General features: G+C 69.6%; 13 protein-coding genes. All 13 read right to left on the minus strand.

The features are described 5' to 3' along the window. Positions 1–101: 101 nt before the first annotated feature. Positions 102–383: a metal-sensitive transcriptional regulator gene (locus tag VTA80_RS00255; protein ID WP_407343426.1), complete on the minus strand. Its 282-nt coding sequence runs from the start codon at positions 381–383 to the stop codon at positions 102–104. A gap of 82 nt (positions 384–465) precedes the next feature. After that, on the minus strand, positions 466–3,594 hold the full coding sequence (locus VTA80_RS00260; protein WP_407343427.1) for a heavy metal translocating P-type ATPase: 3,129 nt from the start codon (positions 3,592–3,594) through the stop codon (positions 466–468). Then, complete coding sequence (locus VTA80_RS00265) at positions 3,591–3,908, minus strand: heavy-metal-associated domain-containing protein (RefSeq protein ID WP_407343428.1); 318 nt, start codon at positions 3,906–3,908, stop codon at positions 3,591–3,593. The genes VTA80_RS00260 and VTA80_RS00265 overlap by 4 nt, the downstream gene beginning before the upstream one ends. A 246-nt stretch (positions 3,909–4,154) precedes the next feature. Beyond that, the gene (locus tag VTA80_RS00270) at positions 4,155–5,282 is read right to left on the minus strand and encodes a sensor histidine kinase (protein WP_407343429.1); all 1,128 of its coding nucleotides are present in this window, start codon (positions 5,280–5,282) and stop codon (positions 4,155–4,157) included. A 53-nt stretch (positions 5,283–5,335) separates the two neighbouring features. Beyond that, a complete protein-coding gene (locus VTA80_RS00275) occupies positions 5,336–5,671 on the minus strand; it encodes a hypothetical protein (RefSeq protein ID WP_407343430.1) in 336 nt (111 codons plus the stop codon). Positions 5,672–5,831: 160 nt separating this feature from the next. After that, on the minus strand, positions 5,832–6,581 hold the full coding sequence (locus VTA80_RS00280; protein WP_407343431.1) for a response regulator: 750 nt from the start codon (positions 6,579–6,581) through the stop codon (positions 5,832–5,834). A 265-nt stretch (positions 6,582–6,846) separates the two neighbouring features. Further along, entirely contained in the window at positions 6,847–7,128 is a 282-nt protein-coding gene (locus tag VTA80_RS00285) for an SHOCT domain-containing protein (protein WP_407343432.1), read from the minus strand. Positions 7,129–7,329: 201 nt separating this feature from the next. Beyond that, entirely contained in the window at positions 7,330–8,013 is a 684-nt protein-coding gene (locus VTA80_RS00290; RefSeq protein WP_407343433.1) for a DUF302 domain-containing protein, read from the minus strand. A 56-nt stretch (positions 8,014–8,069) separates the two neighbouring features. Then, complete coding sequence (locus VTA80_RS00295) at positions 8,070–9,434, minus strand: peptidoglycan DD-metalloendopeptidase family protein (protein ID WP_407343434.1); 1,365 nt, start codon at positions 9,432–9,434, stop codon at positions 8,070–8,072. A 528-nt stretch (positions 9,435–9,962) separates the two neighbouring features. After that, positions 9,963–10,901 carry a c-type cytochrome biogenesis protein CcsB gene (gene ccsB, locus VTA80_RS00300; RefSeq protein WP_407343435.1) on the minus strand — a complete coding sequence of 313 codons (939 nt, stop codon included), beginning with the start codon at positions 10,899–10,901 and terminating at the stop codon, positions 9,963–9,965. A 35-nt stretch (positions 10,902–10,936) separates the two neighbouring features. Beyond that, positions 10,937–12,658, minus strand: a complete 1,722-nt coding sequence (locus VTA80_RS00305; protein WP_407343436.1) for a cytochrome c biogenesis protein ResB — start codon at positions 12,656–12,658, stop codon at positions 10,937–10,939. Continuing rightward, the gene (locus VTA80_RS00310; protein WP_407343437.1) at positions 12,658–13,515 is read right to left on the minus strand and encodes a cytochrome c biogenesis CcdA family protein; all 858 of its coding nucleotides are present in this window, start codon (positions 13,513–13,515) and stop codon (positions 12,658–12,660) included. The genes VTA80_RS00305 and VTA80_RS00310 overlap by 1 nt, the downstream gene beginning before the upstream one ends. Further along, positions 13,512–14,084, minus strand: coding sequence for a TlpA family protein disulfide reductase (locus VTA80_RS00315; RefSeq protein WP_407343438.1), 573 nt, complete (start codon positions 14,082–14,084; stop codon positions 13,512–13,514). The genes VTA80_RS00310 and VTA80_RS00315 overlap by 4 nt, the downstream gene beginning before the upstream one ends. Between the last annotated feature and the right edge of the window lie 71 nt (positions 14,085–14,155).

The following is a 14,155-nucleotide window of genomic DNA, read 5'->3' on the forward strand; positions in this document are numbered from 1 at the left end:
CCCATCGCGACGGGGTCCGTCATATGCCCGTTCGACGGCGACGAGCGCGTCGCCGTCGGGCGGCTCCACGACGCCATTTTCAGTACGGGCCGATCTGGTGATCAGCTCCGGACCAGTCGGGCTATCGCGGCCGACGCTTCCTTGAGCTTGGCTTCCTGCTCGTCACCACCCGCTCTTGCGGCAGCCACCAGGCAGTGGCTCATGTGCTCCTCCAGTAGTGCCAGGGCCGTGGACTGCAGCGCCCGCGAGGCTGCCGCGACCTGGGTCAGGACGTCGATGCAGTAGGCGTCCTGCTCGACCATCGTGGCGATCCCGCGCACCTGACCCTCGATGCGGCGCAGCCGGTTGAGCTGGTCACGCTTGGAGCTTGCCTCCCCGATCATCCGGGGCTCCCTTCATTCTCGATGCGTCCTGCAAGCGGTCGCCTGCCGGGGGGCGGCATGTCCGCCCCCGGCGAAGATTTCGCTAGGACACCGCGGCGCTGACGTAGCTCTCGGGCTTTGCGGTGAAGGTCGCCGCACAGTGCTTGGAGCAGAAGTAGTACGTCCGGCCCTCGTGCTCGACGCTGGCCGCCGCCTTCGCGGGGTCGACGGTCATGCCGCAGACCGGGTCGGTCACCTTCGGGGACTTCTCTGACATGTCGTGCTCCTCTTCTTGATCGCGTCCGACGTCCACTACCGGATCGGTGGGTGGCACGCGGACGGTGTTGGGGATGACCGCTGGGGTGAAGGACCGCAGCCGGTTGGCGTTGGCGACCACGGACAGCGAGGACAGCGCCATGGCGCCCGCGGCGATCATCGGGCTGAGCCTCAGGCCGAACGCCGGGTAGAGCACGCCGGCGGCGATCGGGATGCCGATCGCGTTGTACGCGAACGCGAACACCAGATTCTGGCGGATGTTGCGCATCGTGGCCCGGGACAGGTCGATCGCGGTCACGAGCCCGGACAGCGCACCGGAGATCAACGTGATGTCGGAGGACTCGATGGCGACGTCGGTGCCGGTGCCGATCGCGGAACCGACGTCGGCCTGCGCCAGGGCCGGGGCGTCGTTGATGCCGTCCCCGACCATGCCCACGACCCGGCCTTCGCCTTGCAGGCGACGGATCTCTGCTGCCTTGTGCTCGGGCATCACCTCCGCCAGGACCCGCCGGATGCCGACCTGGCGGGCGATGGCTGCCGCGGTGGCCCGGTTGTCGCCGGTCATCATCACGACGTCGATGCCGCGGGCCTGCAAAGCAGCGACGGCCGCAGCCGACCCGTCCTTGATCGTGTCCGCCACGCCCACGACCCCGGCAGGGCGCCCGTCGACGGCCACCAGCATGGGACTCTTGCCGTCGACAGCCAGCCGTTCGGCGTCCACTTCGAGCGAGCCCGGGTCTATCCCCGCGCCGGCAAGCAAGCGCCGGTTGCCCACGAGAACCTCCCGACCCCCGACCAGCGCGCGCACTCCCTGCCCGGTGATCGAGTCGAACGCGGTCGCCTCGACCAAGGCCACGTCTCGTTCACGGGCCCCCGCCACGATCGCGGTGGCCAGCGGGTGCTCAGAGGAGACCTCGACCGCCGCGACCAACGCCAGCAGTTCGTCGGCGGTGAAGCCGTCCGCCGGAAGGACATCCGTCAGGGCAGGGGTGCCCTTGGTGATGGTGCCCGTCTTGTCCAGGACCACCGTGTCGAGCTTGTGGGCGGTCTCCAGGGCCTGCGCCGAGCGGATCAGGATCCCGGCGGTGGCGCCCTTGCCCGTGCCGACCGTGATCGACAGCGGGGTGGCCAGACCCAGCGCGCACGGGCAGGCGATGACCAGCACCGAGACCGCAGCGACGAGCGCGAAGATGAACGCCGGCGGCGGCCCGATCAGCGCCCACACCACGAACGTCCAGATCGCCAGCGCGATGACCGCGGGCACGAAATAGCCCGAGACCCGGTCCGCAAGGCGCTGGATCGGGGCCTTGGAGCCTTGAGCCTGACGCACGAGCTTGATGATCTGAGCGAGCATCGTGTCCGCGCCGACGCGCGTCGCGGTGTACTTGAACGACCCGGTCTGGTTGATCGTCGCGCCGATGACCGTGTCCCCCACGGTCTTGGTCACGGGGATCGGTTCGCCGGTCACCATCGACTCGTCCACCGGCGAACGGCCCTCGAGGACCTCGCCGTCCACCGGGAGCTTCTCCCCCGGCCGGACCACGACCACGTCGCCCACGGCGACGTCCTCGATCTCGACCTCGGACTCGACCCCGTCGCGGATCACGCGGGCGGTGCGTGGCGCGAGCCCGATCAGCGCGCGGATCGCCTCGCCGGTCCCGGCCTTCGCCTTGGTCTCCAGCAGCCGCCCGAGCAAGATCAACGTGACGATGACCCCGACTGCCTCGAAGTAGACCTGCTGGACGTCGGCGGGCAGCGCACCTGGGGCCAGGGTCACCACGAGGGAGTACCCGTAGGCCGCGATGGTGCCCAACGTGATCAGGGAGTTCATGTCCGCTGTGCGGTGCGACAGCGCGAGCCAGCCGGTGCGGTGGATGGGCCAGCCCGTGTAGAGCATCACCGGCGTGATCAACGCGAGCTGGACCCACCGGTTCATCAGCAGGTCTGGCATCCACGTCACGGCGAAGACCTCGACGAGCATCACGGCGAACAGCACCGGGGCAGTCAGGACGGCGCCGATGATCACCCGGCGCCTCAGGTCCGCGATCTCCGCGTTGCGCTCACGCTCCTCCGCGTCTGCGGACTCTGCTGCGGCCTGGCCGCCCATCGGGTCGTGCTCACTCGGACGGGTGGCGGCCGGCGCCGGTTCCGTCGCGGCCAGAGCGGGTGCCGGGGCGGGGTTCGAGGTCGTCGCGGCGTGCTCGACAACGATGCGGGCGTGCAGCATGCCCATCCCGCACGTGATCTCGTGCGTGCCCACGGTCAGCGCCGGGAGGTCGACGGTCGTTCGCCGATAGGCGCGCAGCGGGACGTCGATGCCCAGGTCCGGGACGAGGATCCGCTCGGAGCACGCCGTGTCCTCCTGCCTGGACACGACGATTCTGATCGGCACGCCGGGTACCACGCGGATCACCTCGGGGCTGAAGCCGCCGCGCACCGTCATCGCGACGACCTGCACCCCGTTGGACAACGTGGGGCGCCCGCCGGGTGCATCGGGATCGAGGGCGGCGACACCGCGGTCGGTGCGATCTTGAGCCAGGGGCGACGCGGCGACGGTCGCGAGGGCGCCTGCTGAAACCAGTTCGTCGACCACGCGAAGCTTGCCGTGCAGCATGCTCATCCCGCATGCGAACTCGTACTCGCCGGGCACCTCGGGCAAGAACTCGACGGCGGTGGTCTCGAAGGCGGGCAGGGTCTGGTTGACCTTGAAGTCCGGGAAGACGACCCGCGAGGAGCAGTCACCGGACTCCTGCCGGTCGAATAGCAGCCGTACCGGTACCCCGGGCGAGACCTGGATCACGTCCGGGCTGTACCCGCCCTTGACGGTCACCCGTACGACCTGGACCCCGTCGTCGATCACGGCCAGGCGTGACTTCTTCGGACCGAAGAAGTACCACACCATCAGCGCTGTCAAGGCCGCTGCCACGACGACAATCAGTACTTCGTTCACACTCATGAACTCACGCCTCCACGTGTTGCCCGCATGAAACGGCCGCGCACGAAACTGCGACTGTTGAGTACGTCCTGGCTGTCCACCGCCTGCTGGCTGGTCCATTCCCCGGTGAGGTCGAAACCGGCCTCCCCGACCGCGGCCCGGACATTGGCGATCCTGACCGCTACGCCCGAGGTGACCACCACCGGGGACGGCCCGTCCCGGACGAGGTCGACCGCCACGCCGGTCACGCCCACCAGTGCCCGGATGCGCTCCATCACCTCGGCCATGCAGTAGCCGCAGGTCATCCCTGTGACGGCGTAGCTGGCGGTCGTCATGATCGGTCCTCCGGTGCCTATCGGTCGAGCGAACGTCTCGGTCCGTACCCTCGTCACATACCCCGGTGGGGTATCTCTAATCAGTCAAGCCCCCGCGGATGTTCGTTGAACACCGAGACGCTGAAGATTTGGTGAAGATTCGAAGGACGATCGCGAGGTCGATGAATCGGGTCGAGGGACCGCCTCCGTCCCACTCGGGCGTCGACGATCTCTTGAAGCTTCGGCCCCCGACAAGGCGGGGGCGACTTAGTTCCGTCGTGCGAGCCCCACCCGTCGATCTTCTCCGCGGGCAGGGTGACGAGGGAGGCGGATCAGGAACGTCGCGCCTGCTCCAAGGCCCCCGCTCGTTGCCGTCAACGTCCCGTCGTGGGCCTCGACGATCGCCCGCGCGATCGTCAGGCCGATCCCGCTCCCGGCCGTGGTCCGGGTGCGGGACGAATCGGTGCGGTAGAAGCGTTCGAAGATCCGCTCGGCGTCCGACGGGTCGAACCCTTCCCCGGTGTCGCTGACCTCCAGCACGGGGTCGCCGGCATCCGTGGCCTCCCGCTGCGGACCTACGACCACGCGCACCTTGCCGCCCGCAGGGGTGTGTCGCAGCGCGTTGTCAAGCAGGTTTGCGAGCACCTCGGCGATCCGCTGGGGGTCGACCCGAACTCTCGGCTGCTCGCCCACGATGTCGAGCTCAAGCCGCACCCCCGCCGCGACGAACCTGGCCGTCGCTGCCAGCACGGCGTCGCTCGCCAGCGATGCCACCTCCACGACGCGGGGGCGCAGATCGAGCTGTCGTTCCTCGGCCCTCGAAACAGCGGCCATGTCAGCAACGAGGTGCTGCAATCGTGCGGTCTGGTCCACCAGCGTGTCCAGGGTGATGCCGTCTGCCGGCAGGACCCCGTCGATGACGGCCTCCACGGTGGCCTCGAGCGAGGCCAGGGGTGTGCGCAGTTCGTGGGCCAGGTCCCCGATGAGGCGCCGCCGGGTGGATTCGGTCTTGGCCAACCGGCTGGCCATCGAATTGAACGCGTCGGCGAGCTGGGCGAACTCGGGACCGATGGCTGGCGCCTCGACTCGAGCCTGCAGATTTCCACGCGCAATCCGGTCCGCTGCTGCGGCAACCGCAGCCACGGATCGCCCCAGGCGTTGCGCGACGAGCCACGAGACGGCGAACGCCACCAGCATTCCCGCCGGAAGGGCCACCCCGAGGGTGAGCACGATCGCGTTGGCGAAGGCCCCTTCCACCTGAGCGTTGATTCCATCCTCCAGGGGGGCACCCGCGACCATCCGCAGGTGCGAGCCGAAGATTTGCGGCGCGACGCCCAGTGCGACCCCGAGCACGGTCACCGCACCGGCAAGCACCACCAGCCCCAGTGACACCATCAACCGCCAGGCGAAACCCAGCGGTGTTCGCCGCTGACCCGCCCGCCGCGCTCTCATGTCGGGCTGCCGTCCTGCCCCGGATTCCGCTCACGCTCCCGATATGCGGCCATGATCCGAACGAGCGCCGCTCGCTGCGCGGGGTAGGTCTGCGGATCGATCTCGCCCTCGGCGAACCGTCGGTCGAGAAAATCGACCGCAGAGTCCTGCCCGGAGCGCTGTGGCGAACCCGGCAGGACGCGCGACCGGCCCAATGCTGCCGCCAACCCGACGATCGACATGATCAAGCCGAGCCACAGCACGTCCGCGACGGACGACGATTCCACACTGCCGCCCAACCACTCGATCATGTCCGTTCCCTTCGCTCGCCCATTGATCTCATCGCGGTCCACGACTGGCAATCCAGCCGATGATTCCCCGCCAAGCCCACTGCAGAACGAGATGCGGCTCCTCGAATGCCAGGGGGAGGATGCCTTCGGTACGTCAGCCTCCGGACTCGTCTCGGCGAGCGGCCTGCCCTCGCGACCCGGGCGCAGCGAGTCAGCAGATTCCTCAGCCGGGTCCCATCCGGTACCCGACCCCGCGCACGGTGCGGACATAGCGGGGGTCGGCGACGTCGTCGCCGAGCTTGCCCCGGACGTGTCCGAGGTGAATGTCCACGAGCCGCTCGTCGCCGAACCAGCCCGCCCCCCACACCCGCTCGATGAGCTGCGCACGGGTGAAGGCCAGGCGCGGACGCGACGAAAGGACTTCCAGCAGGTCGAACTCGATCGGAGTGAGAGTGACGGCTGCACCTGCCAGCCATACCTCTCGCGGCTCCGGGTCGATCATCAGGTCGCCGAACCGCCGCTGCGGGGTAGCGTCGGTGGGCTCGGCGGGAGTCCGTGGCCGACGCAGCAGGGTGCGGATCCGGGCGACGAGCACGCGGGACGAGAACGGCTTGGTCATATAGTCGTCGGCTCCGACCGACAATCCGATCAGGGTGTCGATCTCCTCGGCCCGAGCGGTGAGCATGATCACGTAGGCGTCGCTGAAGGTTCGCAGCTGTCGGCAGACCTCGATCCCGTCGATGCCGGGCATCATCACGTCGAGGACGACGACGTCGGGCTGGGTCGTGCGCGCCAGCTCCAGGGCCTCGGACCCATCGGCCGCCGTCACGACGTCGAACCCGTCACGTTCGAGGTACGCCGCCACGACCCGGACCAGCGCCGGCTCGTCATCCACGACCAGAGCGCGGACGCGTGCAGTCGCGCCTGCCGGCGTTTCCAGCGAGGACGTGACGTCGTCACCCGATGTCGCCATGCTCAGCTGTTCCCCCACCCGTCCATGTGGCCCACGCCGCCCGAACGGCGGTCCGACTCGTTACCCGAGCGCCGGTCGCTCCTCATCATGGGCCCATAGTTCTCGCTTCGGTGGTGCTGGATGAGGCCGGTGCCCGAGCCCACCGGGCCCGGGCCCAGACCCCGCACCCCGACGGCCAAGATCGATCCGAGTAGGACCGCACTCGCGACCGCCAGGGCTGCTATCAGCCATCCGCGCCGGCCCTGCCGCGCTGTCGCAACGGTGGTCATCGTTGGGCACCTCGCGCGGAAATCAGCGCTGCGCGGTGCGCCTGGTACGTGTCCAGATCGATCTCGCCCTGCGCGAGTCGGCGGTCAAGGATGTCCATCGGGGACTCCTGCATCGCCGACGCCGTTGGCTGTACCGAGGTTGTCGTGGTGCCGGGCTCCGCGTGGGACGGGAGCAGCCGGATCACCAACCAGATGATCAGCGCGATCAGTGCGATCCAGAACAGACCCATGAAGAGCCACATCCCGGCACCCATTCCTCCTCCGTACCAACCCATCATGTCCGTCTCCTTCGCTCGTTCGGTGTTCTAGGTACTGCACCACCCTCGCAGCGCCACGCGAGGATCCCGGCGAGGAACGACAAAGATCCGACAAAGATCCAAATGCCCGAGACGACGACCGCAGACGAGTTTCGGGGAGTGGCACAGACCCGCGATCGACCCCGCGTGAGGGTGCTCGTCGAACTACGAGTCGGCTCTACGTCAGGCTGCCGATCCCAGGGCGCTGAGTGCAGCCCGCAGGAGTGTGTCTGCCTCGTCTGCGACCTCCTTGATACCCGGCTGGTCGCTGAGTTCGGTCAGGGTGGCCGGATCGATGGCCTGGATCACAGTTTCGCCAGAACCGGGACTGCGTCGAACGACGACGTTGCAGGGCAGCAAGACGCCGATGGCGGGGTCCGTGGTGACGGCCCTGTGCGCCAACCGGGGGTTGCAGGCACCGAGGATCAGATAGTCGCCAACCTCGGCCGCCGCGTCCGGACCAAGCTTGGCGGCAAATGTGGCGTGGACATCGATCTCGGTCAGCACCCCAAAGCCCTGAGCCGCGAGGGCAGCCTGGACAAGGTCGACGGTCTCCTCAAAGGATGTTGAAAGCGATAGCGTATGTGTGTAGGACATGTAAGCCTCTCCTTGAGCGCGGAAATAGGTGTGCGACCGGACGTTAGTCGCCGAGGTGTCTTCCCGGTATTCGAACTGGGCGCCGACGAGTTCGCGATCTCGGCCTGGCCTGCGATGCGGGCCCGCCTCGGCGCTCTTCGCCCGCGCGACGAGGGAGTCGCGGCGCTGCTTGAGGTCGCTGAGCTTGTCCGTCATGCCCGCCTGGCCGGTCTTGAGGCTCTCGACGACCTCGTTCTGCGCGACGATCGGCGGGTCCTGGCGGTCAAGCATCGCGGTCACGTTGTCGCGTGTGAGCTTCGGGGTGAAGGTTATACGTGCCGACGTCGCTAGAGACCGAGCAGTGGGCGCGGGTTGACGGTCGCGCCGTTGACGTAGACCTCAAAGTGCAGGTGGCACGCCCCGGAGAGCCCGGTGTTCCCTGCGTATCCGACGAGCTGCCCACGGGAGACACTCTCGCCGGAGCGCACGGTGAAGCTGGTCAGGTGGTTCAGGCTGGTCATGAGCGAGTTTCCATTCACCGACCCGTAGTTGATCATCAACTGGTTGCCGAACCCGGACCGGGGCTGGGCCCACTGGACTGTCCCTGCCCGGGGTGCGTACAGCGGGGTGCCACAACGGGCGCGCAGGTCGATACCTGCATGCAACCGGATGTACCCCAAGATCGGATGCATCCGCATGCCGTACTCGGACGTCACATACATCGGGTTCGTTGCCGTCGGGTTTCCGAAGAGCGCTCCGGACACGTTGCCCGTCGGCGCTTGAACGGCGGGGGGTGCGGGAGTTCCCGCTGCTGCTGCCGCTGCGGCCTTCGCGGCTCTCGCCGCTTCGTCCGCTGCCCGCTGTTTGGCGATGATGTCGGCGAGCTCGGTAGCGATGGCAGCACGCGAATCGTCAATGGCAGCCTGCTCGGCCAGCGCCTGACCCTTCATCGCTTCGATGGCCGCTTGCCTCGCGGCCTGCTCGGCGATCAGATTCTCTATCTCGTCCTCCCGCACCTGCGCCGCAGCGCGCGCGGCGTCAGCCTCGACGACCTTTTGGTCGGCCTCGAGCTTGAGCGCTGCGACCTTGTCCTTGACGGCCGTCAGGCGCGACTGACTGTTCCGGTTCGTCGCAGCGATCTGGTCGAGCTCGTCGAGCGCCTTGGTCTGGGTGCGCAGCGCGGTCGAGACCATGCCGTACTGGCTGACGAAGTCCTCGGTGGTCGTGGCGTCCATCACGACGCTCAGGCTCGTGACAGCCGTCTCGCCCTTGTATGCGCGCCGTGCCATCTGCGCGACGGCGGTGCGGATCTCCTCGCCGCGCACCTGGTCGGTCGTGATCGTCGTCGTGATGCTGGCCTGCTGCGTTTTCGCGTCCTCAAGCCGAGCCGCGATCAGGACGGCCTCACGCTGGGAGCGCTCGAGGTCGGCCTTAGCAACAGCTAGCTCGGCCTGCGCGATCGGCAGGCGGGCCTGGGTCGCCCCCAGGTCAAGCACAGCCTGCCCGAGCTCGGCGCTCAAACCCTCGATCGACTCCTCCAACTCGGCCGCACGCGAGTCTGCGGCGGCCGCACGTGCTTCGGCTGCGCGCCGCTGGATATCAAAATCGTCCGCCAGTGCCGGCCCTGCAACCGCGGACAGCACGATGAGGAGAGCGGCGATAGCACCAGCGATAGCGCCACGTCGTGACTTCGTCGTGCGGTCCTGCGTCATGCGGCTCGCACCTTACGTCGGCTCAACGGGACAAGGATGGATCGGGGCCAGCCGATCGCCGTTGGCCAGCGCGCGGAGACAGTTGACGCGCACGATCACCTCGAAATATTAGGCGGGCGTCGAAGTCAGCGGCCGCCGACACGCTAGGAGCGGCCCCGCCAACGCTCCCGACCGGATGAACCACCAACCTGTCACCAGCGACCCAGATCGCGCCCAGAGTCGCTGATCGTAGGTTGCTGGATGAAGTAAGCGACACGCCGTCCATCCGCTGGGCTCTATCGAGGCCCGCTGGACATCCCTTTCGCCGCGAGGTGGGCAAAATGATGCGATTCGCAGGTTTGGTCGGCGGGGTGTGCCGGTCGGCGGCGGCGACAAGGATCCCGCGTCCGCGTGACGAGCCGATCTGCTCGCGCGTGATCCCAACGACGACAGTTTTGGGCACGAGCTGGGCAAGCTCGACCACTGCCCTCGGCACCCCGAACGTTCACATGGCCCTGGCAGGCTCGCCGCTGGGTACCACGCCCGGACCTACAGCCCCGAGTACGTGTGCTTGCCCGCGAAGAACAGGTTGACCAGGGTGAAGTTGGCCAGCACGCACGAGTAGCCGACCACGACGAACCAGGCGGCGCGGCGCCCGGCCCAGCCGCGCGTCGTGCGCGCGTGCAGGTAGGCCGCGTAGACGACCCAGATCACGAAGCTCCAGACCTCCTTGGGGTCCCAGCCCCAGTACCGGCCCCACGCGTGCTCGGCCCAGATCGCACCGGCGATGACGGTGAACGTCCACAGCACGAAGCCGACCGCGTTCAGCCGGAACGCGAGCGCCTCGAGCTCGGTCAGGCCGGGGACCGTGTCGAGCCAAAGCCAGACCGGCCGGGACAGCGCGGTCGACCCGCGTTCGCGCGAGCTGCGCAGCAGCTGCAGGACGCTGGCCGCGAACGCCACGGTGAACACCCCGGCTGCGGTGATCGCGACCCCGACGTGGATGACGAGCCAGTAGCTGTCGAGCGCGGGCTGGACGCCGTCGGCCCGGACGTAGAAGACCAGCAGGGCGACCGCGAGCGCGAGGACCGTGAGCCCGGTGACGGCGACCCCGAGGAACGGCAGGTCGCGCCTGCGCAGCACGAGCAGCAGCACGGCGACCGCGACCATCGTGCCGACCAGCGCGAACTCGTACATGTTGGCCCACGGCGTGCGACCCGCGGCGATCCCGCGCAGCACCACGGCCGCGACCTGCAGGACGAGTCCCAGCACGGTGGTCGACCGCGCGATGCCCCGCGCCCGGGAGCTGCGGCGAGGGTCCGGGCGGTCCGCGACCAGGCTCGCCGTCGTGCCGGCGGCCGCGGGCCCCGACCCGGACGCGGACCGGCGCGCGACCCGCGCGGCGGTCCCCGCCCGCTCGGTCAACCGGGCCAGGTCCAGCGTGTAGGCGACCAGCGCGACGGTGTACGCCGTTGCGGCGCCCCACACGAGAGTCGTGCTCAGGTCACCGAGCTCTGCGACGTTTATGGTCTCGCCTCCGGTGCGGTCACTGTGTCGTCTTGCCGTCTGCCATCATCGCGGTCGTTGTCAAGGGCGGCGCCCACCGGGACCACGCCCGCGCCCGCCAGCGCGGTCAGCACCCGGTCGAGCTCACCCTGCAGGCCGAGGTCGTCCCCGCGTGCCAGCGCGGCAGCGGTCACCACCGTGCGCCCCGACCCGTCCGGCGCCGCGCGCACCCAGACCCGGCGTCGCGGTGTGAACAACGAGGTCGCCAGACCGGCGAGCGCGGCGAGCGCGAACCCCAGGACGAACGCCAGCGACGGGTCGTGCCGCAGGTCGAGGGCCACGAACCGCGGCAGCGCGTCGAATGAGACCGAGCCGAGCCCGTCCGGCAGCTCGACCGTCTCGCCCGGCCGGACGTACAGCGTCGCGGGCGCCCCGGCGGCGTCGACGGCCTGCGTCATGCCCTTCTGGTCCAGCTGGTAGACGTTCTGCGGGATGCCGTTGTCAAGCCCGAGGTCACCCGTCCACACCGACAGCACGAGGAGCGGGGCGTTCGGTTGCGGGTTCACCGATCGCCAGAGCCCGGGGGACGTCTCGAGCGCCGTCGGGAGCAGGAACCCGACCATGCCGAGCTGGTCGCCCGTCGAGACGTCGGGGACCTTGATGACGCCCCGCGAGGTGTAGACCGTGTCGGACGGAAGGAACGGCACCGGCCCGGCGAAGGCGACCAGCCCGGCCGGGTCGCGCACCGTCACGTCCGGCGCGTAGCCGTTGCCCATCAGGTAGATCTTCGCCCCGCCCGCGTCGAGCGGGTGGTTCACCCGGATGGTCTCGGGTCGCTCGGTACCGTCTGGGTTGCGCACGGTGACGTCGGCGCGGAAGTAGCGCGAGGCGAGGGTCTCGGCGTCGAACCGCGCGGTGAAACGGTCGAGTGTGAGCGAGAACGGCACCAGGCTCGTGGGGTCGAAGCCGGACCCGCTCTCGAACGTGTCGTAACTGACGACGGCGTTCGCGAAGCCTTGACCCTGCACGATGATCGCCTGCCCCCGGTAGTGCAGGAGCTGGCCGGTGCCGACTGCGACGATCAGGCCGAGCAGCGCGAGGTGGAACACGAGGTTGCCCGACTCGCGCACGTACCCGCGCTCGGCCGACACGGCCCACGCGCGGGACGGCGCCGTCGTCCCCGTCGGGGTCGCGGCGGACGGCTCCTCGCGCACGTCGACCCGGAACCGGGGCAGCCACCGCGACCGGTCCCGCAGCGCCGTGGCGGCCGCTCGGGCGACCTCGTGCGGGTCCGTCGTGGTGGTGAAGCCGGCGGAGGTCCCGAACCGGTCGAAGCGGCGTGGCACGCGCGGTGGGCGGGCCCGGACCCCGGCCAGGTGCGCGCGCGTGCGCGGCAGGATGCAGCCGATCAGCGACACGAACAGCAGTAGGTAGATCGCGGAGAACCAGGGCGAGGAGTACACGTCGAACGCGCTGAGGCGGTCGAGCCACGCGCCCGAGCCGGGGTGGTCCACCAGGTACGCCGCGACCTTGGCCGGGTCGACGGGCCGCTGCGGCAGCACCGACCCCGGGACGGCCGCCACGGCGAGCAGCATCAGCAGCATCAGCGCGACGCGCATCGACGTCAGCTGACGCCAGACCCACCGGATCGTGCCGCGCACGCCGAGGCGCGGCAGGGTCGGGGTGGCGCCGTCGTTCGTGTACGAGTCGTCGATGCCCTCGGGGCGGTAGATGCTCATCAGACCACCGGCTCGAAGCCGCTCACGAGCCCCTGCAGCGACTGCGTCCAGGTGCCCCACAGGCCCGAGACGAGCGCCAGGCCGATCAGGATGAGCATCGTTCCCCCGAGCCGCATGATCGCCAGCCGGTGCCGGCGCGCGAAGCCGAGCGCGCGCGTGCTGCGCTGGTAGCCGAGCGCGATCAGCAGGAACGGCACGCCGAGCCCGACGCAATACGCCACCGACAGCAGCGCGCCCCGCCCGGCCGACCCGCCGTCGAGCGACAGCGCGATCACGGCGGCGAGCGTCGGGCCGATGCACGGGGCCCAGCCGAGGCCGAACACGATGCCGAGCACCGGCGCCCCCCACAGCCCTGCCGTCGGGCTCACCCGCACGCGCCGGTCCTGCTGGAGGAACGGGATGAAGCCGAGGAACGCGACCCCCAGGAGGACCACCACGACGCCGAGCACCCGGCTGATCGGGTCCTGCAGGCGCCCGAGCTCCGCGCCGATCGACCCGGCCAGCGTGCCGAGCGCGACGAACACGAGCGTGAACCCGCCCACGAACAGCCCGACGCCGAGCAGGAGCCGGCCCCGGCCGGAGTCCAGGGCTCCCGTCGCCCCGCGGCGGCCGGCGGCCGAGCTTCGCTGGGCCCGGCGCCCAGACCCGTTCCGGGTGTCTGACGTCGACCCGAGCGTGGCGCCCGTCATCCCGCCGAGGTAGCCGAGGTAGCCGGGCACCAGCGGCAGCACGCACGGCGACGCGAACGAGACGAGCCCGGCGATCAGCGCCACGGGGACCGCGAGCAGCATCGAGCCCGAGAATGCGGCCGTCCCGAACGCGCCCCCGAGGTCCCCCCAGACGTCCGCCGCGATCATGAGGCGGCACCCGTCGCGGCGGGCTCGGCGAGAACGTCGTCGACGAGCGCGCTCAGGGTCGAGGGGTCGGCCAGGCCAAGGATGCGGCCGGCGACGCGGCCCTCGCGGTCGACGACGACCGTGGTCGGCACGGCCTGCACCGGCACGGCACCCTGCAGGGCCGCGATCGCCGCGCCGTTGCTGTCCGCGATCGAGGGGTAGGTCACGGCGAACTTACGTTCGTAGGCCTGGGCGGCCCCCGCGGCGTCGGTGCCGTTGATCCCGAGCAAGTGCACGCCCTGGTCGGCGTAGTCGGCCGCGAGCGCCACCAGGTCGGGCGCCTCCTTGCGGCACGGCGGGCACGCTGCATACCACGTGTTCAGGACGACAACGTCTCCACGCCAAGCGGCGACGTCGACCGGCACCCCCGCGAAGTCGGTACCGCTGAGCTCGACGGGCACGCCGCGGTCGCCGGGGGCCCACATCTTGGTGCTGCCGTCACCCGACTGGTAGCCCTGGTCGACGACGCTCGTCCCGTCGCCCGACGTGGCGCTCGAACAGCCCGCCAGAAACCCGACAGCGATGAACATGAAAGCCGCCAAGACACGCTTCGGCCCTTGGGCTCGCGGCGCCTCACGTTGAGTCGCCATCAGTGGCCCCG

The sequence above is a fragment of the Pengzhenrongella phosphoraccumulans genome, assembly GCF_045689905.1.
In the GTDB taxonomy this organism is placed as follows: Bacteria; Actinomycetota; Actinomycetes; order Actinomycetales; family Cellulomonadaceae; genus Pengzhenrongella; species Pengzhenrongella phosphoraccumulans.